The sequence below is a fragment of the Aquabacterium sp. genome, from assembly GCF_016195855.1.
Taxonomy (GTDB): domain Bacteria; phylum Pseudomonadota; class Gammaproteobacteria; order Burkholderiales; family Burkholderiaceae_C; genus Aquabacterium.
This window is the reverse complement of the sequence record NZ_JACPYU010000001.1, coordinates 18,069-43,459: the sequence shown is the minus strand read 5'-3', so window position 1 is coordinate 43,459 and position 25,391 is coordinate 18,069. Positions and strand designations below refer to the sequence as shown.

Below are 25,391 nucleotides of genomic sequence, written 5' to 3'. Positions count from 1 at the left end.
GTCATGCACATTGACTTTGTCCGAGCCGCACCGTTACCTCGTGTGGGCTGGGTGCTCTTGATCGCAGGTTTTGCATTGACAGGTGTGGCGGCTGATCAGGCCATGCGTTTTCGTCAACAGCAAGATGCTTGGAACCAAGCGCAAGATAAAGCGGCCCAACAAGTGGCGGAAAATGAACGCCAACGGCTGGCTGCCCTGCCGCTGCCTATGCCTTCTTACGAGGACGATAAACGCTGGAGACGTGCCGCCACTGAACTCGCCTTGCCCTGGCTGGGTACGTTGCGAGCCATAGAGCACGCAACTAAGCCGCCAGTGTTTCTGGTTGGCTTCAAGGCTGAACCCGTGAGTGGCCGGTTGCAACTGGAGGCCGAATCACCAGACCTGGATGCGGCTTTGGCTTATGTTGCAACGCTTCAAGCTGAGTCCCAACTGGCCAACACCCAATTGGTTAGTCATCAACAGGTATCGGATTCGCAGGGGCAAATGCAGTTGCGCATCTCTTTGCAAACGCAATGGGTGAGCGAGCGATGAGCGCGAACAGTATGCTGGTTCAAAACGAGCCTGTGCGGTTGTCTGGGGCACAAATGGCCCACATTGCCGTCGCCCGACTTTACGCCCGTGTTGGTTGGCCTGGATGTATAGGCTGCCTGATGCTGCTTGTCTCGGCGTTTGCTTTGATCTGGTTGCGTCAAGAAGGCCTTCACGTACTAAAGCAGCATAGACAGGCAATGCAAAGTGCAACGGTAGCATCGTCTCCATCGGTGAGTGAGCCTGCTCCAGCCAGTTTGCGCACATTGCCTCCTACTTTGCCTCGCGGTATTGATTCAGTTGCGCTCTTAAAGCGCATCAAGTCCACGGTCCAAGCGGGCGGTCTCACCTGGCCTCAAGCCGACTATCGATTGACGCCGCTGAGCGATGAGCGCCTGGCCACACTGGAGATTCGAACCACACTCAAGGGCCCTTACCCGAAGTTGCGTCAACTGATCAGCACCTTGCTGGACAAGGAGCCTGCGCTGGCGTTGCAGGAGTTGAGCCTGACTCGGCCGAATGGGGATACCCTTGATGTGGAGGCCAAAGTTCGCTGGGTGGTCTTTTTGGCCGACGGTTGGGCGCAGGCCGAGGCAGGGGGCTCGCGATGAAGCAAGGCCGATTGTCGCTGTGGTTGAGCCTGTTGATTTTGGTGTTGGCCGTGCGATGGTTGGATCCGTTGGGGCACGCCACTGCTGTGCTGGTTGTGTCCGAACCAGTTGAGCGATCGGCCAAGATGGCGATCGCCGCGGGCCCATCGACCACGCAAGCCAAGAACAACACGTGGCCGGTTCGCGCAGTCACAACAGAAAACCAGGTTGGCAACGCATTCTTGACCCGTACGGAGGTCGCCCTGCAAGTTGCCAAGCGCCAGCCTGCACCACCTCCGCCACCGCCTTATGTCCCTCCGCCCCCGCCCCCACCTCCGCCACCAGTTGAGCCGCCGCCCCCGCTCCAGGTGATTGGCACCTGGGGGGGAGACCAAGATCTGGCCGTGTTTTTTGCCGGGCCTCAAGGCACGTTGCTGGCGCGATCAGGGGATGTCTTGCTGGCCCGGTATCGTGTACAAAACATCACCAAACAGCAGGTGACGCTGCTGCAAGACAGCAATCAACGCCTGTGGAACCTCGCCGTCCCTGCAGCTCCAGCCAATCTGCAAACATGGTCAGGCCGATGACCTCGCATATGGACCTTGCTCGCATCATGCAAACCTATTTTGTTTTCTCTACCAGGCAGCCATGAGCGCACTCACCTCAATGAGACATGCCGGCAGGCACTTCAGCTCGCAGGCCAAGTTTGTGTTGGCGGGCACCCTTGTGTTGTTGCTGGTTGGCTGTGCGAGCTATAGAACTTTTCGCGAAGGGCAATCGGACATCGCGGAAGGGCGTTTGGCCGACGGCGTGATCAAGCTCAAGCAGGCAACCGAGTTGGCGCCAGACAATGACGAGTACCGCCGCACCTATCTGAGGCAGCGCGAGTCGGCCTTCAATCGATTGAGCCGCCAGGCTGAACTGGATGTTGCCAGTGGCAATTTCGATCACGCCCGCGATATCTACAGCGACATGCTGCGCATGCAGCCTGATGACGCTCGCGCCCAAACGGGTTTGAATGCGGTCGAGGCGGCCAGACGTCAGGGTCGCATGTTGGATGAAGCCTCTGCCATGGCCGAGCGTGACGACGTCGATGCTGCACTCGCTAGAACCCAACAGGTCTTATCTGAGAACCCGCTGAACCGCAGGGCTTCGGCCATGCTCAAGCGCTTGATGCGCAACCAGGCCGATGCAACGGGTAAAGAGTTGGGCATCTACCCTAAGCTCAAGACAACTTATCGGACCCCCGTGTCTTTGAGCTTCACCGGCGCAAGCTTGCGTCAGGTATTCGAGGCCTTGAAGCTGGCTTCGGGGCTGAACTATCTCTTTGACAAGGACGTTCAAGCCGATGCTCGTGTGACCATGTCGTTTACAGACAAGCCCGTCGAAGATGTTTTGCGCCTCATCTTGGCTACCAACCAGTTGAGCTATCGCATTCTGGATGGCGATACGTTGTTGATCTATCCAAATACGTCGGCCAAGTCTGCTGACTACCGTGAGTTGGTGATCCGGTCCTTTTATTTGAGCAACGCCGATGTTGCCAAGACAGCGGCCCTGATCAAAGGTATTGCCAAGGCCAAGGACGTCTATGTGGATGAGCGTCTCAATTTGATTGTTGTGCGAGATTCTGCCGAGGTTGTGCGCCTTGCAGAAAAACTCGTGGCTTCAGCTGACATGGTCGAGTCAGAAGTGATGCTGGAGTTGGAGGTCATGGAGGTCAACGTCAATCGCCTGCAGCAAATCGGAATTCAGTGGCCTAGCGCAGTGTCTGCCACTGTCAAAGGCCGGTCGGGCTCAGCCGGACAGGTGGGGCTCAACGAGTTCCCTTTGAACAAAGGCATGGTGACCCTCAATCTGGGTGACCCCTTGATCTCGGCGCAACTGCGTGCGCAAAACGGAGACTCGAATGTGTTGGCAAATCCGCGGGTTCGGGTGCGCAACAGGCAAACAGCCAAGATCATGATTGGCGACAAAGTGCCTGTCATCACGGTGACCAATACAGCCAACGTAGGTACGGCAGAATCTGTGAGCTATCTGGATGTTGGGTTGAAGCTTGATATTGAGCCCACGATTTCACTCGATGACGACGTATCCATGAAGCTGAGCCTGGAAGTTTCCAACATCATCGATACGATCACCCGTGCTTCGGGGACGCAGACTTACCGGCTCGGTACGCGCAACACGTCCACGGTGCTTCGCGTGCGCGACGGGGAAACCAGCGTTTTAGCCGGGCTGATTCAAAAGGCAGACAGCCGATCCAACACAGGTATCCCGGTACTTAACGAGTTGCCGCTGATCAGCAAGCTGTTTGGTAATTCTCAGGACTCCAATTCGAAAACTGAGATCATCTTGCTGATTACGCCGCACATCATCCGCAACCTGGACCTGCCCGGCGTTGGTTTGCAGGAGTACACGTCCGGCACGGAGAACGCAGTGGGTGCTGCACCCATTCAATTGGGCTCGGTCAGAACCAAAGTCGAGAACAAGGTTGCGCCTGTCACGCCGAACGCGCAGGCCGTAACGCCGCCTCCAGCGCCTGACCAGGCCCGCACCGACATGATTGACAACGCGCCACCCGGCCCCCGATCTAGGCGCAACGCTCTGCCCGGGGATATGTCGCCGCAACAGCCGTCCGTGCGACAACAGTAAGCCGTCTCGCATGACCCAGGCAATGTCATTTACGACCACGGCAGCCCCTAGAAGGCTTCACGCGGGTGGCTTCAGTTTGATCGAGTTGCTGGTGGTGGTTTCGATCATCTCCGTCCTGGCGATGATCGGTTTGCCTTTGTCCGAGTTGGCGCATAAGCGAACGCAAGAAGAAGAGTTGCGACAGTCTTTGAGGGAGCTTCGCTCGGCGTTGGATGCATACAAGAAGGCTGTGGACATGGGGCACATTGCCCGCGCCGTGGGGGCCAGTGGCTACCCGCCCAATTTGGACGCATTGGTCGATGGTGTGCCTGATGTTCAATCCCCTAGAAGCGACAAGCTGTTTTTCCTTAGACGTTTGCCCCGTGATCCGTTTGCACCCAGTGACATAGCGAGCGCGGCGGACACATGGGGCCTGCGCAGCTATGACAGTAGTGCGCAGGCCCCAAAGGAAGGCAAGGATGTGTACGATGTTTATTCCAAATCCAGTGAGGTTGGCATGAATGGCGTGCCCTACAGGCAATGGTGAACGCAGCTTGTTCCGGTCGGCCCTCATTGCGGCCACGCGGATTCACCTTGATTGAACTGTTGGTGGTGCTGGCCATCATGGCCACGCTCATGTCCATCGTGGCACCTAGATACTTTGATTCGGTTGACCGAGCAAGAGAGACCGCCCTCAAGGCCGACTTGCGATTGCTGAGGGAGGTGATTGATAAGTTCAAGGCGGACACGGGGCACTACCCCAGCCTGCTAAACGACTTGGTGGCCGCTCGCTACATTCAGGCTGTACCTATTGACCCCATCACGGAGCGGGCGGATACATGGTTGGTAACCCCACCGCCATCTGGGGCGACGGATGGGGTCTATGACATTCACAGTGGGGCTCAAGGGGCTGGACGTGATGGCACACCATTCAAGCAGTGGTAGATGGCCCACCTGTTTACAAGCGGGCTTCACCTACTTGGGCTTACTCATTGCGATAGCCATCTTGGGTATTGGCTTGTCCGTCGTGTCTGAAGTCTGGACGAGAGCGGCCGATCATCAAAAACGCATCCAACTAGAGTGGGTTGGGCAGCAGTACATTCAAGCAATTCAAAGCTACTACTACGCCAATACAGGGGCTGTTCATCTTTACCCCAAAACGTTGGAAGACTTGCTGGAGGACAAGAGATTCATCTTCATTAAGCGGCACATCAGAACGCTCTACCCCGATCCATTTACGGGAACGGTGCAGTGGAAGCTTTTATCTGCCCCTCAGGGCGGAATACAGGGTGTGGCCATTGAGGGGGAAAGTGGTGGCAGGGCCTTTACCAGGCAGTTCATTTTTTTGCCACAGGCTGACCTCAGTCCATCGCAGTCAAGTGCGCCGCGCTATTGAGCCGCCCCGGTTCATCCCCGATCCAGCAAGCAGTTCTCCGCCGCCGTGGCGATCTGCTCGATGGCCTGCACCCGCAGCGCGGCCAGGTCCACCCAGGGGTAGCGAATGTTGATCAGGCGCGCATGCAGATAGCCCGTGCTCAAGGCCATGCGCAAGTCGCTGGCCAGGCGTGTGCGTTCAGGGGCGCCGCCTATTTCCAGCGCCACATCCCGCGTCAGGGCGTGGGCGGTCTGAAGCACCTCGCGGTAGATGGGCGCCTCGTTCCACCTGGATTCAACCGATTCAAGGTAGGTCTGTTCGGTCATGAAGATCAGGCGGTAGTAGTCGGGCCGCGTCTCGTAATAGCCCAGGAAGGCGTCGATGGCGGCACGCAGGCGCTGGCGAGCCGAGAGGCCCGGGCGGGCAATGGCCGCATTGATGACGCCATGCAACTCGGTGATGGCGAACTCCCACAGCCCGCGCAACAGCCCCGCCTTGTTGGGGAAGTAGCGATACAGCGCCATGGCAGACACGCCCACCTCGGTGGCCACGGCCCGCATGGTCACGCCGGCCAGGCCGTGCGCCTGGAACAAGCGCATGGCCGCGTCCAGCGCCGACTGCCTCAGGGCTTGCTGATCTTGCACATTGCCGCGTCGAACCCGGGTGGGAGGGGCGGCGCTGGTGCGCTGATTTATGCGTTTGGCGGCCATATACCTTCATCATAAATCTTACGCGTACGCTTAGGTGTATGTTTACAAGTAAACTAAGCGTGAAAATGCCCGCAATGTTGGCGTTCACCCGCGTCCGGGAATCCCGATACTGGGTGCGTCACGGACATCGCGGCTCCCGAGTCGACGGTCTGGTTCGTGTGTTGTGGTTTCACGAAAGGGCTCGATATGAAGATGGCGTTCCTGAGGCAGTTCTCCGTGCGGGGCAAACTTGCCATGGCTTTTTCCGTGGTGCTGGTGCTGATGGCCTCCCTGGCGCTCAGCGCGGCCATGGGGAGTGCCAGCATCCATGCCAAGACCCGGACCTTGATCGACATCCGCCTGGCCGGCGTGCGCGACAGCCTCTTGATGGCCGAGTCCGCCACCCGCATGCGCACCCGCGATTACCGCGTGGCCATCACCATGCCCGACGAGTTGCCAGCCGCCATCGCCCGCTTGCAAAAGAGCAAGGACGAGTTCGAGAAATACCGCAAGAGCTACGCGGACTCGATCGCCGACGACAAGGAGCGCGCCCTGTACGAGCAGGCCATGAAGGACTGGGCCGACTACGTGAAGGTGTCCGACGAGGGCGTGGCCATTGCGCAGACGGGCAGCATGGCCAAGACCCAGGCCTGGGTCAGCACGCAAGGGCTCAAGACCTTTGACCGCGTGGCGGCTTCGCTCAAGGCCCTGGCCAGCTACAACGACGAAATGGCCAAGGCCGATGGGGCCGATGTGGGCGCGCTGTACCGCCGCGGCACGTGGACTTCGGGCCTCTTGCTGGCGGGTGCCATGGGCCTGGCCGGCTTGCTGTGCTGGACGATCACGCGGGCCATCGTGTCGCCGCTGCAGCATGCGGTGGAGGTGGCCAGCCAGGTTGCGCGCGGCAACCTGACCGTGCAGATCAGCAGCGAGGGTCAGGACGAGGTCTCGCGCCTGCAGCAGGCCCTGGGCGAGATGGTGGCGCAGTTGCGCCAGGTGGTCAGCGAGGTGCGCACGGGTGTGGAGTCCGTCAGCACGGCCTCGTCGCAGATCGCCATGGGCAACGCCGACCTCAGCCAGCGCACCGAAGAGCAGGCCTCGAACCTGCAGCAGACGGCGGCCTCCATGGAACAGCTCACCTCCATCGTGGCGCAGAACGCCTCGGCGGCCACCAAGGCCAACGACCTGGTGGCCCGCACCGCCGCGGTGGCGCGCCAGGGCGGCAAGGCCGTGGGTGATGTGGTGCTCACCATGAACGACATCACCAGCAGCTCGCGCAAGATCTACGACATCATCGGTGTGATCGACAGCATCGCCTTCCAGACCAACATCCTGGCCTTGAACGCCGCGGTGGAAGCGGCCCGTGCAGGCGAGCAGGGGCGTGGATTCGCGGTCGTGGCCGGGGAGGTGCGCACGCTGGCGCAACGCAGCGGCCAGGCGGCCAAGGAAATCAAGCAACTGATCGGCTGCAGCGTGGACAAGGTCGAGCAGGGCTCCAGCCTGGTCACGCAAGCAGGCAAGACCATGGACGACATCGTGGCCGAGGTCAAACGCGTCGAGGAGTTGATGGCGCAGATCAGCATGGCCAGCCACGAGCAGTCCACCGGCATCTCGCAGGTGGGGCAGGCGGTGGCGCAGCTTGACCAGGTCACGCAGCAAAACGCCGCGCTGGTCGAGGAGGCGGCGGCGGCGGCCGACAGCATGAAACACCAGGCGGCCAGGCTGGCCCAGGCTGTCAGCGTGTTCCAGGTGGAGGCGTTGGTGTGACAAACATCACGCGCACGGCTTAGGGAACGGGCCCCCTTAATCTCTGCCAGGGACCTGCCGATAAGGTTCGTATGGCATCCGTTCCCAACACTACTCAGGCATCGGTCAAGGGCGAGGTACAAGCTGGCGGCGCATGGCTGACGCCGGCTCGCGTCGTGCTGGCGGCCGTGCTGTTGTTGTGCGCGCTGCAGTTGTTCTTTCGGGTAAGCGACGCCCGCGCGCATGGCGAGGTGGAAGGCGCTGCCGCCCTGGCCATGATCGAGCAGCAACCTGCGGCATCCATCACGCCCACGGGCCAGGTTCCCGCTGCCTTGCAGGCCTCGCTGGCCACGGTTTTCACGCCGCGCAATGGGGTCTTGTCGCTGGCGCTGTGCCAGGGGGCGCAGTGCAGCAGTGTCTTTGCGCGCCCGGGGGCCTTGCCTTGCGAGTCCGGGCTGTCGTGGCCGGCCTTGTGCGTGGCGGTGCCTTCGCACGTGAACATTGGCGACACCCTCAAGGTCGGGTATGACCTGCAACCCTATTTGTGGTCGGCCCTGCTGGATCTGGGCGTGACCATCGTGCTGGGCGCTGGCGTGCTGCTGGTGTGGCGTGGCAAACAGGCGGCACCCCAGGCGGTCGCGGGCAAGGCGGGGTCTCCTGCCGCGGCCCCGGCTGCTGGCTCGGACCGTGACCCGCTCACCGGCTTGCTCAACCGCGTGGCCTTCGAGGCCGCTGTCAAGCGCCACAACGAGACCAGCACGCCATCGGCCACGGGCGAGACCGATGGTTGCCTGATGTATTTCGACCTGGACCGCTTCAAGGCCATCAACGACACGCACGGCCACATCGCCGGCGACCTCGTGCTCAAGGCCGTGGCCGGCCGCCTGCGCTACACCCTGGGCAATGGCGCCGTGATCGGCCGCCTGGGGGGTGACGAATTTGCCGCCTTGTTGATCGACGTGTCCACGCAGACCACCATCCAGCAGATGGGGCGCGTGCTGATCGAGCAGGTGTCCAAGCCGATCCAGATGGGTGGGCTGACCGATTCGGTCGGCCTGAGCATCGGGGCGTTCATGCTCAAGCGTGGCGAGCTGGCCGTGGGCGACATCCTGCACCGTGCCGACCTGGCCATGTACGAGGCCAAGCGGGGCGGGCGTGGCCGGATGATGTTCTTCGAAGAGGCCATGGACGCGGCCTCGCGCAGCCGAGCCCAGGTTCAGATCGACCTGAGCAAGGCCATTCAGGACCGCGAGATGTTCATGGTCTACCAACCGCAGGTGGACGCGTTCGACAGCATCCGGGGCGTGGAGTCGCTGGTGCGTTGGCGCCATCCCACGCGCGGCTTGGTCTCGCCTGATGAGTTCATTTCGATTGCTGAGCAGACCGGCCTGATCGTGCCGCTGGGCAAGATGATCATCGAGCTGGTGTGCGCCGACCTCGTAGCCTTGCGGGCCCAGCGTCTGGCCCTGCCTTATGTGAGTGTGAACCTGTCGCTGCGCCAGTTGGCCGACCCGGCTTTTGTGGACGAGGTGCAGGAGGCGCTCAAGCGCCATGGGCTGAACCCCACGGACCTGGAGTTCGAGATCACCGAAAGCACGGCCATGGTGGGGCAGGCGGCCAAAGAGACCGCCACGCTCAAGCGCCTGGCCGAGATGGGCTTCCGCCTGGCGATCGACGACTTCGGTACGGGCTATTCATCGCTGGGGCGCTTGCTGGATCTGAAGGTGGACAAGCTCAAGATCGACCGCGTGTTCGTGGCGGCCATCACCAAGCCCAACTTTGATCCGGCCTTGCTGGAGCTGATGATCTCCCTGGCCAAGCGCATGGGCATCAAGAGCGTGGCCGAAGGCGTGGAGAACGTGGACCAGGTGGTCTGGCTGCGCCAGGCGGGCTGCCAGATGATGCAGGGCGACCTGTACTCCAGGCCCATGAACCATTCACAGCTGATCAGCTGGCTGCGCCTGCAGGAAGGCGACAACGACTTCGATGAAGGTGTGTGGTCGCCGACCATGACGATGGAAGAGAGTGAAGTCTGAGGGTTGTTTGGGTTGCGTGGTTTGTTCGCTTTGGCTTGAGAGCGCGGGGCGCGGCTGAGGTGGCATGCGGCGGGGCTTCATGTTGACGGTCCTGCCGCAGGCAGGACTGCCCTCGGTGCTCGTGACGAGGTGGGGCCCTCCAACTCACGGCGCGGCTGTGCCGCTTCGTTCAAACAAATCGGGCCAGTCAGATGGACGACGCACGCTGCGCGTGCCCACCTCGCCCCTGCGCGTCTCGGCGTCACCAAGGCGCCCCGCCGCACACCACCTCAGCCTTTGATCGCCCCGCTTGTGTGTCGCCACGGTTGCTGGCGCCGTGCAGCGAACGGTGCGCAAACAGGCAGACATTGCCGCAAGGGCGTGGGAATCGATAGCGACGATCGGGACAACAACTGCAACTGCAGCAGCTTTATTGCATCGAAACCTGAATCTCCCCCTGCGCCAGGACATGGACCTGTGCATGCCACGAGCGAGGCGGAAAAGGGTTGAGCCGGCATCTGGCCGGGCGCCTTGTTGGTGCTGAGAAGCGCAGGGGCGAGGTGGGCGCGCGCAGCGCGCTTCGTGATCTGACTCGCGGGGGTTGTTCGAGCGAAGCAGACAAGGTCTGCGCAGCGAGTTCCCCCGCGCCACCTTGACACGAGCATCGCAAGGCAGCCCCGCTGCGCGGGGCCACCAACATGAAGCCTGGACGGATGCCGGCTCGGCCCCCGCCTCGCGCTCCCCCGCCAAAGCGCCCCGTGAATGAAGCGCCTGCGGAGTCAGCAATCAGCGAATGCCCACAAACATCTTCCAGCGCTTCTCGTTCTGCTTCTTGGCCTGATACAGCGCTTGATCGGCCTGTGCCAGCAACTTGCGCACCGACTCGACCTCATCCGAATAAGCCGCCATGCCCACCGAGATGCCCACGCCAATCTCATCGCCCGTGGACAAGGTGATCGGCGCCGACACCGCTCGCACGATGCGCTTGGCCAGCACCTGCGCCGAATCCTTGGCGCCATGGCGCATCACCACGCCAAACTCATCGCCACCAAAACGCGCCAGCACATCACCCACACGCACCTGCTGCGCCAGACGCCGCGACACCTCGCACAGCACCTCATCGCCCGCCGCGTGCCCAAAACCATCGTTGACTTCCTTGAAGCCATCCAGGTCCATGCACAGCACCGTGAACGGCTCGCCATTGCGCATGGCATGGGCCATCTCGGCCTCCAGCGCCCGGTCGAACTGGGCGCGGTTGCTCAAACCCGTCAGGTGGTCCGTCATGGCCATGTGGGCCAGTTGCAGCGCGCGCTTGCGGCTGTCCAACGCGGTCATGACCAGCGTGGACAGATCCTGCAAGGCCAGTTGCTGGTCAACGCCGAACTCGCGAGGCTGGGTGTCCAGCACCGCCATGGTGCCCAGCACCAGGCCGCGTGCGTCCACGATGGGCGCACCCGCGTAAAAGCGCAGGTTCGGCGCTTGGCGCACCAGCACATGCTCCACAAAGCGCGGGTCCTGCTTCAGATCGGGCATCACCAACACCGCTTCGGGGTGAACGATGGTGTGCGAACAAAAGGCAACCTGGCGATCCAGCTGGGGCACATCCAGGCCAATGCGGGATTTGAACCAGAGCCGGTCCGTGTCCATCAAGGCCACGACCGCCATGGGCATGTTGAACGTGTGAGCCGCGATGCGGGTCAGGGCATCGAACTCCACCTCGGGCGGTGTGTCGAGGATTTCGTAAGCGCGCACGGACTGCAGGCGCTGTTCCTCGTTGATGGGCATGGGGATGGGTACTGGGCAGGATTTTTCGCTGTTTGACATGACTTCACCAAGAGCGTTTGCATCGTTATCGGCGGGCTTGGCGCAAAAAAAAGCCCATGCTCAGGAGGGATGCTGCGGTGCATTGCACGGCCCCCTGGCCAACCGAGGGAGACCCCCATGCCAGGACATACCGCCCCCCGTGATCAAGGGGCCCATCAAACGTGATCTGCCTCACGTCCAGCGGCTTTGGCCCTCCACGCACCGGGATTGCCCTGCACACGCCACTTGCACCCGGCGGCAACATGAATGCACCTGATGTTCAGGTCAGTTCGTTCCGCTTCCAAGGAGTCCGCACATGAACCCATCTCAATGCACCCAACCCGACCAACTCTTTGGCGCCTGCATGCATGCTGGCGGCTGGCCCAAGCTGGGCTGGGCCGCGCAAGATACCGTGGAAGAAGAGCTGACCTGCTACGACGAGCACAACATCTGGTTCTGACAGCCCAATAAGCCCAATATCGCGCCGGTGTGAGGCCTGCAGGCCCAGTCCCCTTACACTGCGCCGATGTCATTTGCTGCTTTGGGCCTGACGGCCAGCCTGGTTCGCGTTGCCGCCGATCGGGGTTTCGATACGCCCACGCCCATTCAGGAAGCGGCCATCCCCGCCATCCTGCAGGGCCACGATGTGCTGGGCCTGGCCCAGACCGGCTCGGGCAAGACCGCGGCTTTCGCCCTGCCCGTGTTGCACCACCTGCTCAGCGAGCGCCAGGGGCCCAGCCACCGCTTGCGCGTGCTGGTGCTGGTGCCCACGCGTGAGTTGGCCGTGCAGGTTGGCGAAGTGGTGCGTGACCTGGCGCACGATCTGCCCGGCGGCATCAAGACCGTGGTGGCCTTTGGTGGCGTGTCCATCAACCCGCAGATGATGAGCCTGCGTGGTGGCGCCGACATCGTCGTGGCCACGCCAGGCCGTTTGCTGGACCTCATCGACCACAACGCGCTGAGCCTGTCCAGCGTGGGCGCCCTCGTGCTGGACGAGGCCGATCGCCTGCTGGACATGGGCTTTGCCGACGAGCTCTCTCAGATCCTGGAGATGCTGCCCGCGCAGCGCCAGAACCTGTTCTTCTCGGCCACCTTCCCCGAGGACGTGCAGGAGCTGGCGCATGCGCTGCTGCACGACCCCGTGCTCATCGAGATGCCCGATGCGCCCGAGCACGCGCCCGACATCACGCAGCGCGCCATCGAGGTCGATGCCGACAAGCGGGCGCAATTGCTCAAGACCCTGATCAAGCAAGAGCAGTGGACGCGCGTGCTGGTGTTTGCCGCCACCAAATACGGCACCGAGCTGGTGGCGCACAAGCTGCACCGCGCCGGCATCCACTCGGCGGCGTTCCATGGCGACCTCAGCCAGGGCGCACGCAAGCAGGTGCTCGATGCCTTCAAGGCCAGCGAGCTGCAGGTGGTCGTGGCCACCGACGTGGCCGCGCGTGGCATCCACATCGCCGATCTGCCCGTGGTGGTCAACTTCGACCTGCCCCGCGCCCCGGCCGACTACATCCACCGCATCGGCCGCACGGGCCGGGCAGGGGCCAGCGGCCTGGCGGTGAGCTTCGTCACACCACAGACCGAAAGCCATTTCCGCCTGATCGAAAATCGCCAGGGCCAGCGCGTGCCGCGTGAGCAGATCCCTGGTTTCGAGCCCACCGACACGGCGCCCGTGGACGAGCAGGGCGAACCCACCGGCCCCAAGGGGCTGGACCCCAACGGCGGCATCAAGGGCAAGCGCAAGAGCAAGAAGGACAAGCTGCGCGAAGCGGCGGCGCAAAAATAAGTTGAACTGACTGCATCTTTTCAAAAGGTTCGTGAGTAGTGCATGACGAGCCCGCCTTGAACCTGGCCTGCAAGCCAGAGGCGGTGCTGTCACGCTCAACCCACACCTTAAGGAGCAGCCATGTCGCTTCGCCATTCTCTTGCCCTGGCCGCCAGCTTGCTGGTACTGACCCCCGCCGCTCAAGCAGCCCAAGCTGACGAGCATCGCCTGTCGTGTGCCAGCGGCATGCCGGACACCGCCAGTTCACCCATCGCGCCCTTCAAGAAGCACGCCGATGCCGATGCGCTCAATGTGGTGGGCCTGACCACCGATGGCCGCCTGGTGTGCTTCAACGAACGCCGCCCTTCGCGCCTTCAGCTCATCGGCGCGGTGAGCGGCCTGCAGGTGGACACTCGCCTGGTCGGCATCGATTTTCGCGTGCAGGACGGCCAGCTCTATGGCGTGGGTGACGCCGGTGGTGTCTACATGCTGGACACCGGCCACGCCCAGGCCACGCTGGTCAACCGCCTGAGCATGGCCTTGTCGGGCAACACCTTCGGCGTGGACTTCAACCCCGTGGCCGACCGTCTGCGCATCGTCAGCGACACCGGCCAGAACCTGCGCCACAACGTCAATGCCGGTGGGGTGACCTTGCTGGACGGCGCCCTGAACTACACCGCCGGCACGAGCGCCCTGGGCGTGGCCGGCGCGGCCTACACCAACAACGACCTGAGCCCGGCCACGCCAGCCACAACGGGCACCACCTTGTTCGTGCTGGACGCCGCACTCGACCAGGTCGCCCTGCAATCGCCGCCCAACAACGGCTCGCTGGTGCCCACCGGCAAGCTCACCGTGGACGGCGCCACCCTCACAGGCTTTGACATCTACAGCGTCGTGCGTGGTGGCGTCACCGTGCGCAACCGCGCCCTGGCCACGCTCTCTGCTGCCGATGGCAGCGTGGGGCTCTACGACATCAACCTGCTGACGGGCAAGGCCACAGCGCGCGGCACCTTGCCAAGCGCCCTGACCGTGATGGACATCGCCGTGCCGCTGGCACAAGACTAAGCCCCTCCTTGCTACAGGCCCATGCAGTCCGGGCAAGATCCTGGGCTGCATGCAGATGTCTTCGTGTGCATGGGCCCTGTTCCTGCTCCTGTTCCTGTTCGCCGAGCTGATGCAAACCCACGCCGATTTCTTCGACTATGACGCCGCGCTGGAAGCCTGTGCCAGAGGCGAGCGTTTTGCGTTTCGCGCCTTGTACGAACGTGAATCCCGCTGGTTGCTGGGCGTGGCCATGCGCATCGTGCGAGACCGCGACCTCGCGCATGACGTGCTGCAGGACGCCTTTTTGCAGATCTGGCAGCGAGCCGACACCTACGAGCGCGCACTGGGCTCGGGGCGAGGCTGGATCTACACCGTGGTGCGGCACCGCGCGCTCGATGCGGTGCGCCGCGCAGGCCGCGAGCAACTCATGGGCGACGACATCGACCTGCTGGCCGAGCAGGCCCTGCCCACGCACGATGCACACGGCGGCCACGACGAGCAGGCACTGGACCGGTGCCTGAGCCTGCTGGATGAGCCCAAGCGGCAGTGCGTGATCGATGCCTATGTGGAGGGCTACACCCATGAGCAGATTGCCCAGCGCCTGGACAAGCCGATTGGCACGGTCAAGTCCTGGGTGAGGCGCGGCCTGCTGGCGTTGAAGGAGTGCTTGTCATGAACCTGGAAGATCCGCAAGAGCGTGTGGCCAATGCGGGCGAGTACGTCCTGGGCACCTTGACGCCCGATGACAAACAGGCCTTTGAAGCGCGCGCGGCCACCGACCGGGACCTCAAGGCCGAGGTCTATGCCTGGCAGGACCACCTGCTCTCGCTCAACGAGCGTGTCAGCCCCATGGCCGTGAAGGGGGACCTGTGGCCCCGGCTGCTGCTGCGTCTGGGTGCCTTGCCCGGCCTGCCCGCGGCGCAGGCGCAGGTCGCCACGCAGCCCGATGCCGCCAATGAGCCCCTGTGGCGGCGCCTGGGCTTCTGGCGCACCACCAGTGCCTTCGCGGTGGCCGCCTCGCTGGTGATGGCCACCATGCTGATCAGCACACGGCTGGCGGGGACAGGCCCGGCACCGGCCCGTTATCTGGCCGTGCTGCAAAGCCCGGACAAATCAACCGGCTGGGTGGTGGAGATGGCCGAAGGCGAATCCGTGCGCCTGGTGCCGGTGGGCAGCACACCGCCCGTGCCCGAGGGCAAGAGCCTGCAGTTCTGGACCAAACCTCAAGGCGCCAAGGGGCCCACCTCACTGGGTCTGGTCAAGGCGGGGCAGACCTATGTGTTGCCTGTCAGCCGCCTGCCCGGGCTGGGCGAGCAACAACTGTTCGAGCTGACGCTGGAGCCGGCCACCGGTTCAAGCACTGGCAAGCCGACCGGGCCGGTGCTGTTTGTGGGCCGAACCGTCAGGCTGTGAGTTCGCGCAATGGCGAAGGCGAGGGCGAGGGCAAAGCCCTCAGCGCGCCAGTTTCTGCCAGAAGCGCTGCAAGAGCTGCATGCCCGGCGGCGCCGTGGCACTGGCGTCCCGACTCAGGCGCTGCCATTGTGCGGACGACAGCTCGAGCTGCGCCGAATGCGACGCCGGGCTCACGCCCATGTACCAGTCGGGGAAGTAGCGTTCGGCCGAAGCCTCGTCCATCAACGTGATCAGATCGTGGTGCTGCCGGCTGGCGCGAATGCGCGCATAGATCAAGGCCACCGCGTCGGGCGGGCCTTCAAAACACTGCATGAAATTGCCCTCGCCATACAGCAGGATGCCGGTGATGCCGTGGCGCTGGTTGGCCTCGCGGGCGTCCAGCAGCAGGGCTTCCATTTCTGCCTCGCTCAGCTTGTGCGTGGCCGAACTCACGTACACGATGGTGCGCAATGTGGTCATGCCTTACTTCCAGTAGTCCATGAAGCCGGCCTTGTAGTGCAGGTAGGACCAGCCCATGGCCTTGTTCAAGGCCTGCACCTTGGGCTCGATCACGGCCGGGTCATCATGGAACAGCACCCAGAGCTTGGCGTGCTCGTTGTAGACCGAGCAGCGGTAGCCCCACTGGTCCATCAGCAGTTGCATGCTGCGGTTGGTGTGGAAGGCGCAGTGCACGGGCAGCAGGTACATCCAGTCCGGGTTCTGGGGCACGTTCTCGGGCACCAGGGTGTGGATGGCGAACGCGCCATGCGGGCTGACATAGGACTCGATTTCGTCCAGCGTGGCGCGGTCGCGCACATGTTCGAACACCGCCGTGTTGAGCACCAGGTTGTGGCCCCGGGGCCGCAAATCGGTTGGCGCGAGGGCGTTGACCTCGGGTGTGAAGTACTTGTCGTAGGTGCCCAGGCGCACGTCGAAGTAGTGCTGCAGCAGCTTGGATACGGCGCCCACCCCGCAACCCCAGTCCAGCCAGTCGTCAGGCTGGATCAGGCCCTGCTTGCGCATGAGCGACAGCATCAGCGCCTGGTTGAAATAGCGCTGGTTGCGGTTGTAGGGGTTGTCTTCGGTGTAGTGGGTCTGCGCGTGAAAATCGTTGTTGAGCCGGGCCCAACGTTCATCGCTCATCTCCAGATGGGTCCTGGAGGCGGCAAAGCCGCAGGCAGGGCACTTCCAGTAGTCGACCTGGCCCAGATCGAAGGCATTGAATGCCTTGCTGAAGAACCATGCCATCTCGGATCGGCAGATCATGCATTCCATCGCGGTTTGCCTTTCGGGCTGGTGCCGGGTGAAGTGGGTGGCGCGAGGCGGGGGGCCGTTCACGTTCATTATCTCCTTGCGTGAGGCCTGCCAGATCCAGCGTGCATCACTGCCGCTGCCATAACTCGCCCGGGTGGCAGCGCAGCTGTGATTGGGTGTGTGCCATGCGCCTTGATCAGCTTGGGCCGATTCACTTGCCGCCGTCGCGGCTGATAACCTGGTTCAGCCATCGCGTGATGGGTTGCTCGACATGCCGGTGAAACAACCAGGCCACGGCGCAGCTGGCCAGCACCATCAACAAGGTCGCGCCGAGGATGAGGGGCGTGGCGAGCGCCGTCTGGTGGGCGCCGGTGCGCATGAACGCCGCCGTGACCAGCTTGCTCAAGGGCGACAGCACGGGGATGTGGATCAGGTAGAGCGCGTAAGACGCGTTGCCCAGCCTGACCAGCAGGTGATCGGGCGACAAGGCCCAGCCGCCATCCTCCATGCGCACCAGGCCCCAGATGGTTGCTGTACTGGCGGCGCCATAAGCGAGCACCCGCCAGTGGTAGCGCGGCTCGCCAAACGTCTGCATGTCCCACACGGCCAGGGCCATGAAGGCCAGGGCGGCGCACAGGCACAAGGCCAGGGCATATCGCATGGGCCGTCGTGTGCAGGTGAGCATGGCCAGCGCGGCGCCCATGGCCAGCAGGATCACGAGGTCATTGGTGAAGAAATGCTGAAGAAAACCATCCCCGAAGGCATGCCACTGCCGGTTGAGCACATACAGGGCCACGGGCACGCACAGCAGCCAGCGCCGGACCAGGGCCAGCGCCATCACCACATAAAACGCCATCTCGTGTTGCAGGGTCCAGGCCACAAACACCACAGGGGCGCCCGTGTCCCCGGGGGCGGTCGGCGCTTGTGGCAGCAACAACAGCGACTTGATCAGCGTCAGCGCATCGTGGGGCAGGACCACACGTGAGTGGGGCATCAGGCTGGCTGCGGCGCATGTCAGGGCAAACACCAGCCAGTAGACCGGGTAGATGCGCGCGGCGCGCTTGAGCAGGTAGCCCTTGACGCGTGCAGGGTGATCAAAATCCTGCAGGTGAACGCGGGTGACGATGAAGCCGCTGAGCACGAAGAAGAAGGGCACCCCGGCATCGCCAAATGAGAACAGGCGCGCCACAAAGTCTGCAGCGTGGCCCAGGTAAAGCTCGTTGCGCAGGTTGTTGCTCGCATGCAGGCACACCACCATGAGGGCGGCCAGTGCGCGACATGCTTGAAGTGACAGGTACACCGTGTGACCTCAATCCGCTGACATCGCGCGCCACACGATGTGGAACAACTCGTCGAACTGGTCGATCAGCGGGCGCTTCTCGCCGCGCACGATGTGCATCAGCACCACGCGGCCGATGATACCCATGAACACGTCCAGCAGCACCTTGGACGACACCTGCTTGTTGAGCACGCCGCGCGCCTGCCCGTCCTTGAACACGCCCAGGAAGGCGGTCATCAGCTCGGGGCTTTCATAGATGCGGATGTTCTTGTGCTTGGACACGGGCACGGCCGTGAACAGCAACATCATCACGGCGGGGTGCTTGTCCATGTAGTCCAGTGTGACCCAGAAGGTCTTGCGCAGGCGCTCGCGTGCGTCGTCGATGCCTTGTAGGTGGTCCAGCATGCGCTCGGCCAGGCGGCCCAGCATCACGTCCAGCATGGCGTAGACCAGCACCTCCTTGCTGCCGAAGTACTTGTAAATGGTCTGCAGCGACACATTGGCCGCCTTGGCCACGTCCAGCAGGCTCACCTCATGGAAGTCCTGGTTGGAGAACAACTCCAGCACCGCCTTCTCGATGCGGCTGAGCGTGTCGGCGCGCATGGTGCTGAGCGCGGCACGGCGGTCATCGACGGTGCTGGGCTGGTGGCGGCGGGTGGTGGACGAGGGCATGGCAGGCGACGACGGGCAGAGACAGGGAAGCGGACATTCCGGTATGGAAATCCATATTACCAAATGCGGCCAAGATGGCGCCAATTGACCAAATCTGCTTGCCAACTGAGCGGTGTGACGCCAAGATTCGCTGGTTGACGCATGCGTCACCTCACAGAGGGTGCAAGGGCGACAAAAGCCCAAAACCTGTCGCCGAAGATGCCCTTTTTGCGGGTTTCTACTGACGGTAATTTAGATTACCGTCCTGAAAAGGCCATGAGGTGTGAAGCAATCGTCGTTTTGTTGGTACCGAGGAGACTTTGCCCCATGGCTATTCAGAATTTCGCCCCCGCATGGATGACCGAAGAACACCAGATGGTGTTCGACTCTGCCAAACGCTTCATGACCGAGCAGTGGCAGCCCAAGGATGAAGCCTGGCGCGCCCAGGGCATGATGGACCGTCAGGCCTGGGAAGACGCGGGCGCCAATGGCTTCCTGTGCGCCTCGATGCCGGAGCAATACGGTGGTGGCGGTGGTGACTTCGGCCACGAAGCCGCGCTGGTGCTGGCCCAGGGTGAAGCCGGCATCGGTGGCTTTGGCGGCTCGCTGCACTCGGGCATCGTCGCTCCCTACATCCTGCATTACGGCACGGAAGAGCAAAAGAAGCGCTGGCTGCCCAAGCTGGCCACGGGCGAGTACATCGGCGCCATCGCCATGACCGAACCCGGCACCGGCTCCGACCTGCAAGGCGTGCGCACGCTGGCCCTGAAGTCGGAAGACGGCCAGACCTACAAGATCAACGGCAGCAAGACCTTCATCACCAATGGCCAGCTGGCCAACCTGGTCATCGTGGTGTGCAAGACCGACAAGGACAAGGGTGCACAAGGCATCTCCCTGTTCGTGGTCGAAACCGACGAGGCCCCCGGCTTCCGCCGTGGTCGCAACCTCGACAAGATCGGCATGGAGGCGCAAGACACCTCCGAGCTGTTCTTTGACGACGTGGTGGTGAGCAAGCACAACCTGATCGGTGAGAACGAAGGCATGGGCTTCTTCCAGCTGATGCAGGAGCTGCCTCAGGAGCGCATGCTGGTGGCCCTGGCCGGTATCGCCGCCATGGAATACGCCATGAAGGTCACGCTCGAGTACACGAAAGAGCGCAAGGCTTTCGGCAAGCCCATCTTCTCGTTCCAGAACACCCGCTTCAAGCTGGCTGAATGCCAGGCCCTGCTGCTGGCTTCGCGTGCGCTGGTCGATGCGGCCATGGTCTCGCACCTCAAGGGCGAACTGGGCGTGGACCGCGCGGCACTGATCAAGTACTGGATCACCGACAACCAGTGCAAGCTGATTGACGAATGCCTGCAGCTCTTCGGTGGCTATGGCTACATGAAGGAATACCCGATCGCCCGCCTGTGGGCCGATTCGCGTGTGCAGCGCATCTATGGCGGCACCAACGAAATCATGAAAGAGCTCGCCTCCCGCTTTCTCTGAACGGGCGCATCTGCCTACTGCGCCGGCAGATCCTGCGTTGGCGATGCTCGCCGTACCGCAAGTACGGCTGCGCTTCTCAACGCAGGCTCCGCTCGGCTCGCTACGGCATCTGCACCCGTTCGATGCACTGTTTCACTGAACACATTTCTGAAGGAGCTTCTCCATGACCGAAGCGTACATTTTTGATACCGTGCGCACGCCGCGCGGCAAGGGCAAGAAAGACGGCAGCCTGCACCAGGCCACGCCCGTGTGGCTGCTGCGCACACTGCTGCAAGCACTGCAAAGCCGCAACAAGCTGGACACCTCGCTGGTCGACGACCTCGTGCTGGGTTGCGTGACCCCCGTGGGCGAGCAAGGTGCCGACATCGCACGCACCGCCATCCTGGACGCCGGCTGGGCCCAGTCCGTGTCGGGCGTGACGCTCTCGCGTTTCTGCGCTTCCGGTCTGGAAGCCATCAACCAGGCGGCACAGCGCATTGGCTCGGGCATGGAAGACATGATCGTGGCCGGTGGCGTGGAATCCATGAGCCGTTGGCCCATGGGCTCTGACGGCGGCGCCTGGGTCATGGACCCCCGCATCAACAGCGGCACCGCCTTCGTGCCCCAAGGCATCAGCGCCGACCTGATCGCCACGCTGGAAGGCTTCAGCCGCACTGATCTGGACGCGTTCGCGGCCGAGTCGCACCGCCGTGCGGCCGTGGCGCAAGCCGAAGGCCGCTTTGCCAAGTCCGTGGTGCCCGTGAAGGACATCAACGGCATGGTCATGCTGGACCGTGATGAAACCGTGCGCCCCGGCACCTCGGTCGAGACGCTGTCCAAGCTGATGCCCTCGTTCGAGATGATGGGCACCATGGGCTTTGACGCCACCGCACTGGACAAGTACACCACCATCGAGAAGATCCTCCACGCTCACCACGCCGGCAACTCGTCGGGCATCGTGGACGGCGCCGCGCTGGTGCTGCTGGGCAGCAAGGAAGCCGGCATCAAGGCGGGCCTCAAGCCCCGCGCCAAGGTGCGCATGTGCGCGGTGATTGGTTCGGAGCCCACCATCATGCTGACCGGCCCGACACCGGCCTGCCAGAAGGCGCTCAACAAGCTGGGCATGACCGCAGGCGACATCGACCTGTGGGAAATCAACGAGGCCTTCGCCACCGTGCCCATGAAGACCGCCAAGGACCTGGGCGTCTCGCTGGACCGCGTGAACGTCAATGGCGGTGCCATCGCCATGGGCCACCCCCTGGGTGCCACGGGCGCCATCATCCTGGGCACGGCCCTGGACGAACTGGAGCGCACCGGCAAGGCCACGGCCTTGGCCACCCTGTGCATTGGTGCCGGCATGGGCATCGCCACCATCATCGAACGCGTCTGATCAGGAGGCCATTCAAAATGACCAACCAAGCCTTCACCTTTGACGTCGATGCCAACGGCATCGGCCTCGTCACCATCGACATGCCCGGTCGGGCCATGAACGTGCTCAACCCCACGCTGGTCGAGCCGTTTGCCGAACTGGTCAACAAGCTGGAAACCGACGCCTCCCTCAAGGGCCTGGTCATCACCTCCGGCAAGTCCACCTTCATCGTGGGCGCCGACATCGACCAGCTCACGCAGATCACCAGCGCTGAAGAAGCCTTCAAGCTGTGCGAAGACCTCAAGGGCATGATGCGTCGCATGGAAAAGTGCGGCAAGCCCGTGGTTGCGGCGCTGAACGGCACGGCACTCGGCGGTGGCCTGGAGCTGGCCCTGGCCTGCCACGCCCGCATCGCCCTGGACGACCCCAAGGCCAAGTTCGGTCTGCCTGAAGTCAAGCTGGGCCTGCTGCCTGGCGGTGGCGGCACGCAACGTGTGCCCCGCCTGATCGGCATCCAGAAGGCCATGGACCTGATCACCCAAGGCAAGGAGCTGACCGCCGCCAAGGCCAAGGAAATGGGCCTGGTGACCGACCTGGCCACCACGCGCGACGAGCTGCTGGCCAAGGCCAAGGCCTGGTGCGCGGCCAACCCCAAGCCCTCGGCACCTTGGGACACCAAGGGCTTCCGCATCCCCGGTGGCGACAGCAAGAGCCCGGCCGTGGTGCAGGTGCTGGCCATTGCCCCGTCGATGGCGAATGCCAAGGCGCATGGCAACTACCCCGCGCTCACGCACATCATGTCCTGCCTGTTCGAAGGCTGCCTGCTGGACTTTGATGCTGCCTCGCAAGTGGAGTCGCGTTACTTCGCTGCCTGTGTCGTGTCGCAGACCAGCAAGAACATGATCAACACCTTGTGGCACCAGCTCAACGCCATCAAGAAGGGCCAGTCGCGCCCCAAGGGCTTTGCCGAGAGCAAGGTCAAGAAGGTGGGCGTGCTGGGCGCCGGCATGATGGGTGCGGGCATTGCCTACGTGTCGGCCAAGGTCGGCATCGACGTGGTGCTGCTGGACACCAGCCTGGACAACGCTGAAAAGGGCAAGGCCTACTCGCAAGGCATCCTGGACAAGGCCGTGGCCCGTGGCCGCAGCACGCCAGACAAGCGTGACGCCTTGCTGGCGCGCATCAAGCCCACCACGTCTTATGCCGACCTGGAAGGCTGCGACCTGGTGATCGAAGCCGTGTTCGAAGACCGTGGCATCAAGGCTGCCTGCACGCAGCAGTCTGAAGCCGTGATCCCCGCCACCGCGGTGTACGCCTCCAACACCTCGACGCTGCCCATCACCGGCCTGGCGCAGGCCAGCTCGCGCCCGGCCAACTTCCTGGGCCTGCACTTCTTCTCGCCCGTGGACAAGATGCCCCTGGTCGAGATCATCGTCGGCAAGGAAACCTCGGACGAGACCCTGGCCCGTGGCTTTGACTACGTGCTGCAGATCGGCAAGACCCCGATCGTGGTCAATGACAAGCGCGGCTTCTACACCTCGCGCGTGTTCACGACCTACATCATGGAAGGCATGGCCATGCTGGGCGAGGGCATCCACCCGCGTTCCATCGAGGTCGCCGGCCTGAAGGCAGGCATGCCCATGCCGCCGCTGGCCCTGCAAGATGAGGTCTCGCTGAGCCTGTCGCTGCACATCGCCGAGCAGACCCGCAAGGATCTGGAAGCCGAAGGCCTGAGCCTGCCCGTGCACCCTGGTTTCGCCGTGGTGCAGAAGATCGGTGGCGAGCACAAGCGCATTGGCAAGAAGGCCGCCCAAGGTTTCTACGACTACAGCGGCAAGGAAAAGAGCCTGTGGCCCGGCCTGACCGAGGTCTACCCGCCCAAGGCCGTGCAGCCCTCTCAGCAAGAGCTGGTGGACCGCATGCTCTACGCCCAGGCCAATGAAGCTGCGCGTTGCTACGAAGAAAACGTGGTGCGCTCGGTGGCCGATACCAACATCGGCTCGATCTTCGGCTGGGGCTTCGCACCCAACCAGGGCGGCGCACTGCAGTTCATCAATGCCGTGGGTGCCAAGCAGTTCGTGGCGCGTTCGCGTGAGCTGGCCAAGGCCTATGGCCCGCGCTTCGAGCCTGCGGCCATCGTGGTCAAGCAGGCGGCTGAAGGTGGCCGTTTCGAGGACAAGCTGTGAGCACTGAGGCTGGACCGCTGTCCGGCCTCCTGTCCGGCCTGCGCGTGATCGACCTCACGCGCAACCTGCCAGGGCCTTTCGGCACGCGCATGCTGGCCGACCTGGGTGCCGAAATCATCAAGGTGGAGCCGCCAGAAGGCGACCCTGCCCGCCCATTGGGCACCTTGTTCGAGGCGCTCAACCACGGCAAGGAATGCCGCAAGATCGATTTCAAGAACGCGGCTGAGCTCACTCAGTTGCGCGACTGGATCGCCACGGCGGACGTGATGGTCGACAGCTTCCGACCTGGTGTGCTCAAGGCCATGGGCCTGGACTGGGATGCGCTCAAGGCGCTCAACCCCAAGCTGGTGATGGTGTCCATCACGGGCTATGGGCAACAAGGGGTGTGGGCGCAGCGCGCTGGCCATGACCTGAACTTCATGGCGATCTCCGGCGTGCTGGACCAGGTGCGGGCGCCCACGGGTGAGCTGGCCTTGTCCAATGTGCAATGGGGTGACCTGGCGGCGGGTTCGTCCATGGCCTGCATCGCCATCCTGTCGGCGGTGTACGACGCGGGCAAACGGGGCAAGGGCCGTCACATCGATGTGAGCATGACCCATGGTCTGCATGCGCACCTGGTGATGCCCAAGTCCACCGGGGCCTTGCTGGCGCCGATGCTGGGCGGGCGCATGCCGGGTGCGGGTGAGGACATGCTCAATGGCGTGCTGCCTTGCTACAACCTGTATGCCACGGCGGATGGCCGCCACCTGGCGGTGGGTTCGCTGGAGTTCAAGTTCTGGAAGGCGGCCTGCGAGGTGTTCGAGCGGCCCGACTGGGTGAACCGCCATTGGCAGCGTGGCCAGATGCCAGGCTCGCCCGATTGCATCGAGCTGCGCAACGATGTGGCTGCGTTGGTGGCGTCCAAGCCCTTGGCGGATTGGGCCGCGCGCTTCGAGCAGGCCGATGCCTGTGTGACGCCGGTGCTGACCTTGGCCGAGGCGCAAGCCCATCCGCTGTTTGCGGGGCAGGCGCAGGTGCAGCCTTGGTCGCCGGTTGGCTGATGAACTGATTCATGTTTGAGGCTGACCGGGGGGTCAGACGGGTACGGGCCTGGTGAGCAGTTGGCGCCAGGCCCGTATTTTTTTGTGCGCTCGGCGTGTGGCGATTGACGTTGGCGTGTGGGGTGGTTTGTTGGGGTGCGCTTTGTCGGGGCAGCGCGGGGCGCGGCTGAGGTGGCGTGCGGCTGGGCTTCATGTTGACGGTCCTGCTTTGCAAGCAGGACTACCCTGTGCTGCTCGTGCCAAGGTGGCGCTGGCGAACTCCCTGCGCGCCCTGACGGCCGCTCCGGTCGAACAACGCCAGCGAGTTTGATGGTCGAAGCGCACTGCGTGCGCCCACCTTGTCACTGCGCATCTCGGCGTCACCAAGGCGCCCCGCCGCACGCCACCTCAGCCTTTGATCGCCCCACTTGCGTGTCGCCACGGTTGCTGGCGCCGCGAAGAGTGAAGCAACAAGACAGGAGCTGCTACGGCAAGGGCAAGAATTTTGTTGCGCGAAGCCTGGCCCGTTCCCTTCACCAGAACCTGCAGCCTGAGCAGGCCACCAGCGAGGCGGAGAAGGGCTGAGCC

At 63.2% G+C, this 25,391-nt stretch carries 24 protein-coding genes; 18 read left to right on the top strand and 6 right to left on the bottom strand.

Going from position 1 to position 25,391, the window contains the following annotated elements:
- The first annotated feature begins 3 nt into the window (after positions 1 to 3).
- The 7 genes from HY019_RS00200 to HY019_RS00170 all read left to right on the top strand — a co-directional run bounded on the left by HY019_RS00200 (position 4) and on the right by HY019_RS00170 (position 5,142).
- Complete coding sequence (locus HY019_RS00200) at positions 4 to 531, top strand: hypothetical protein (protein WP_290687389.1); 528 nt, start codon at positions 4 to 6, stop codon at positions 529 to 531.
- Between the two features lie 53 nt (positions 532 to 584).
- Positions 585 to 1,139, top strand: coding sequence for a hypothetical protein (locus HY019_RS00195; protein ID WP_290687388.1), 555 nt, complete (start codon positions 585 to 587; stop codon positions 1,137 to 1,139).
- Complete coding sequence (locus tag HY019_RS00190) at positions 1,136 to 1,705, top strand: hypothetical protein (RefSeq protein WP_290687387.1); 570 nt, start codon at positions 1,136 to 1,138, stop codon at positions 1,703 to 1,705. The genes HY019_RS00195 and HY019_RS00190 overlap by 4 nt, the downstream gene beginning before the upstream one ends.
- Positions 1,706 to 1,766: 61 nt before the next feature.
- The gene (locus HY019_RS00185; protein WP_290687386.1) at positions 1,767 to 3,767 is read left to right on the top strand and encodes a secretin and TonB N-terminal domain-containing protein; all 2,001 of its coding nucleotides are present in this window, start codon (positions 1,767 to 1,769) and stop codon (positions 3,765 to 3,767) included.
- 10 nt (positions 3,768 to 3,777) lie between these two features.
- Positions 3,778 to 4,293 carry a type II secretion system protein gene (locus tag HY019_RS00180; protein ID WP_290687385.1) on the top strand — a complete coding sequence of 172 codons (516 nt, stop codon included), beginning with the start codon at positions 3,778 to 3,780 and terminating at the stop codon, positions 4,291 to 4,293.
- Positions 4,287 to 4,691 (top strand): prepilin-type N-terminal cleavage/methylation domain-containing protein, encoded by a 405-nt coding sequence (locus HY019_RS00175; RefSeq protein WP_290687384.1) that lies wholly within the window; start codon positions 4,287 to 4,289, stop codon positions 4,689 to 4,691. The genes HY019_RS00180 and HY019_RS00175 overlap by 7 nt, the downstream gene beginning before the upstream one ends.
- The gene (locus tag HY019_RS00170) at positions 4,630 to 5,142 is read left to right on the top strand and encodes a type II secretion system protein (RefSeq protein WP_290687383.1); all 513 of its coding nucleotides are present in this window, start codon (positions 4,630 to 4,632) and stop codon (positions 5,140 to 5,142) included. Before HY019_RS00175 ends, HY019_RS00170 begins: the two co-directional genes overlap by 62 nt.
- Positions 5,143 to 5,153: 11 nt before the next feature.
- Here the strand turns inward: HY019_RS00170 and HY019_RS00165 are convergent, their stop codons facing one another.
- The gene (locus HY019_RS00165; RefSeq protein ID WP_290687382.1) at positions 5,154 to 5,831 is read right to left on the bottom strand and encodes a TetR/AcrR family transcriptional regulator; all 678 of its coding nucleotides are present in this window, start codon (positions 5,829 to 5,831) and stop codon (positions 5,154 to 5,156) included.
- Positions 5,832 to 6,017: 186 nt separating this feature from the next.
- Between HY019_RS00165 and HY019_RS00160 the strand changes: the two genes are divergently transcribed.
- Positions 6,018 to 7,577 (top strand): methyl-accepting chemotaxis protein, encoded by a 1,560-nt coding sequence (locus HY019_RS00160; protein ID WP_363301988.1) that lies wholly within the window; start codon positions 6,018 to 6,020, stop codon positions 7,575 to 7,577.
- Positions 7,578 to 7,648: 71 nt separating this feature from the next.
- Positions 7,649 to 9,592 carry a bifunctional diguanylate cyclase/phosphodiesterase gene (locus HY019_RS00155; protein ID WP_290687381.1) on the top strand — a complete coding sequence of 648 codons (1,944 nt, stop codon included), beginning with the start codon at positions 7,649 to 7,651 and terminating at the stop codon, positions 9,590 to 9,592.
- A gap of 765 nt (positions 9,593 to 10,357) precedes the next feature.
- Here HY019_RS00155 and HY019_RS00150 read toward each other — a convergent pair.
- A complete protein-coding gene (locus tag HY019_RS00150; protein WP_290687380.1) occupies positions 10,358 to 11,395 on the bottom strand; it encodes a sensor domain-containing diguanylate cyclase in 1,038 nt (345 codons plus the stop codon).
- 295 nt (positions 11,396 to 11,690) lie between these two features.
- Here HY019_RS00150 and HY019_RS00145 point away from each other — a divergent pair, with 295 nt between their 5' ends.
- The 5 genes from HY019_RS00145 to HY019_RS00125 all read left to right on the top strand — a co-directional run bounded on the left by HY019_RS00145 (position 11,691) and on the right by HY019_RS00125 (position 15,599).
- Positions 11,691 to 11,834, top strand: coding sequence for a hypothetical protein (locus tag HY019_RS00145; protein WP_290687379.1), 144 nt, complete (start codon positions 11,691 to 11,693; stop codon positions 11,832 to 11,834).
- Between the two features lie 66 nt (positions 11,835 to 11,900).
- Positions 11,901 to 13,163 carry a DEAD/DEAH box helicase gene (locus HY019_RS00140; RefSeq protein WP_290687378.1) on the top strand — a complete coding sequence of 421 codons (1,263 nt, stop codon included), beginning with the start codon at positions 11,901 to 11,903 and terminating at the stop codon, positions 13,161 to 13,163.
- Between the two features lie 120 nt (positions 13,164 to 13,283).
- Positions 13,284 to 14,207: a DUF4394 domain-containing protein gene (locus HY019_RS00135; protein WP_290687377.1), complete on the top strand. Its 924-nt coding sequence runs from the start codon at positions 13,284 to 13,286 to the stop codon at positions 14,205 to 14,207.
- A gap of 49 nt (positions 14,208 to 14,256) precedes the next feature.
- The gene (locus tag HY019_RS00130; RefSeq protein ID WP_363301985.1) at positions 14,257 to 14,862 is read left to right on the top strand and encodes a sigma-70 family RNA polymerase sigma factor; all 606 of its coding nucleotides are present in this window, start codon (positions 14,257 to 14,259) and stop codon (positions 14,860 to 14,862) included.
- Complete coding sequence (locus HY019_RS00125; RefSeq protein WP_290687376.1) at positions 14,859 to 15,599, top strand: anti-sigma factor; 741 nt, start codon at positions 14,859 to 14,861, stop codon at positions 15,597 to 15,599. The genes HY019_RS00130 and HY019_RS00125 overlap by 4 nt, the downstream gene beginning before the upstream one ends.
- 39 nt (positions 15,600 to 15,638) lie before the next feature.
- Here HY019_RS00125 and HY019_RS00120 read toward each other — a convergent pair whose 3' ends face one another.
- The 4 genes from HY019_RS00120 to HY019_RS00105 form a co-directional block, all read right to left on the bottom strand.
- Complete coding sequence (locus HY019_RS00120) at positions 15,639 to 16,058, bottom strand: BLUF domain-containing protein (RefSeq protein ID WP_290687375.1); 420 nt, start codon at positions 16,056 to 16,058, stop codon at positions 15,639 to 15,641.
- A 3-nt stretch (positions 16,059 to 16,061) separates the two neighbouring features.
- On the bottom strand, positions 16,062 to 16,826 hold the full coding sequence (locus tag HY019_RS00115; RefSeq protein WP_290687374.1) for a methyltransferase domain-containing protein: 765 nt from the start codon (positions 16,824 to 16,826) through the stop codon (positions 16,062 to 16,064).
- A gap of 217 nt (positions 16,827 to 17,043) precedes the next feature.
- A complete protein-coding gene (locus HY019_RS00110) occupies positions 17,044 to 18,132 on the bottom strand; it encodes an acyltransferase (RefSeq protein WP_290687373.1) in 1,089 nt (362 codons plus the stop codon).
- A gap of 9 nt (positions 18,133 to 18,141) precedes the next feature.
- On the bottom strand, positions 18,142 to 18,783 hold the full coding sequence (locus HY019_RS00105; RefSeq protein WP_290687372.1) for a TetR/AcrR family transcriptional regulator: 642 nt from the start codon (positions 18,781 to 18,783) through the stop codon (positions 18,142 to 18,144).
- A 306-nt stretch (positions 18,784 to 19,089) separates the two neighbouring features.
- Here HY019_RS00105 and HY019_RS00100 point away from each other — a divergent pair, with 306 nt between their 5' ends.
- From HY019_RS00100 to HY019_RS00085, 4 genes are all read left to right on the top strand, one after another.
- Complete coding sequence (locus HY019_RS00100; protein WP_290687371.1) at positions 19,090 to 20,250, top strand: acyl-CoA dehydrogenase family protein; 1,161 nt, start codon at positions 19,090 to 19,092, stop codon at positions 20,248 to 20,250.
- A 163-nt stretch (positions 20,251 to 20,413) separates the two neighbouring features.
- A complete protein-coding gene (locus HY019_RS00095) occupies positions 20,414 to 21,619 on the top strand; it encodes an acetyl-CoA C-acetyltransferase (protein ID WP_290687370.1) in 1,206 nt (401 codons plus the stop codon).
- 17 nt (positions 21,620 to 21,636) lie between these two features.
- A complete protein-coding gene (locus HY019_RS00090) occupies positions 21,637 to 23,784 on the top strand; it encodes a 3-hydroxyacyl-CoA dehydrogenase NAD-binding domain-containing protein (RefSeq protein WP_290687369.1) in 2,148 nt (715 codons plus the stop codon).
- Complete coding sequence (locus tag HY019_RS00085; protein ID WP_290687368.1) at positions 23,781 to 24,824, top strand: CaiB/BaiF CoA-transferase family protein; 1,044 nt, start codon at positions 23,781 to 23,783, stop codon at positions 24,822 to 24,824. Before HY019_RS00090 ends, HY019_RS00085 begins: the two co-directional genes overlap by 4 nt.
- The last annotated feature ends 567 nt before the right edge of the window (positions 24,825 to 25,391 follow it).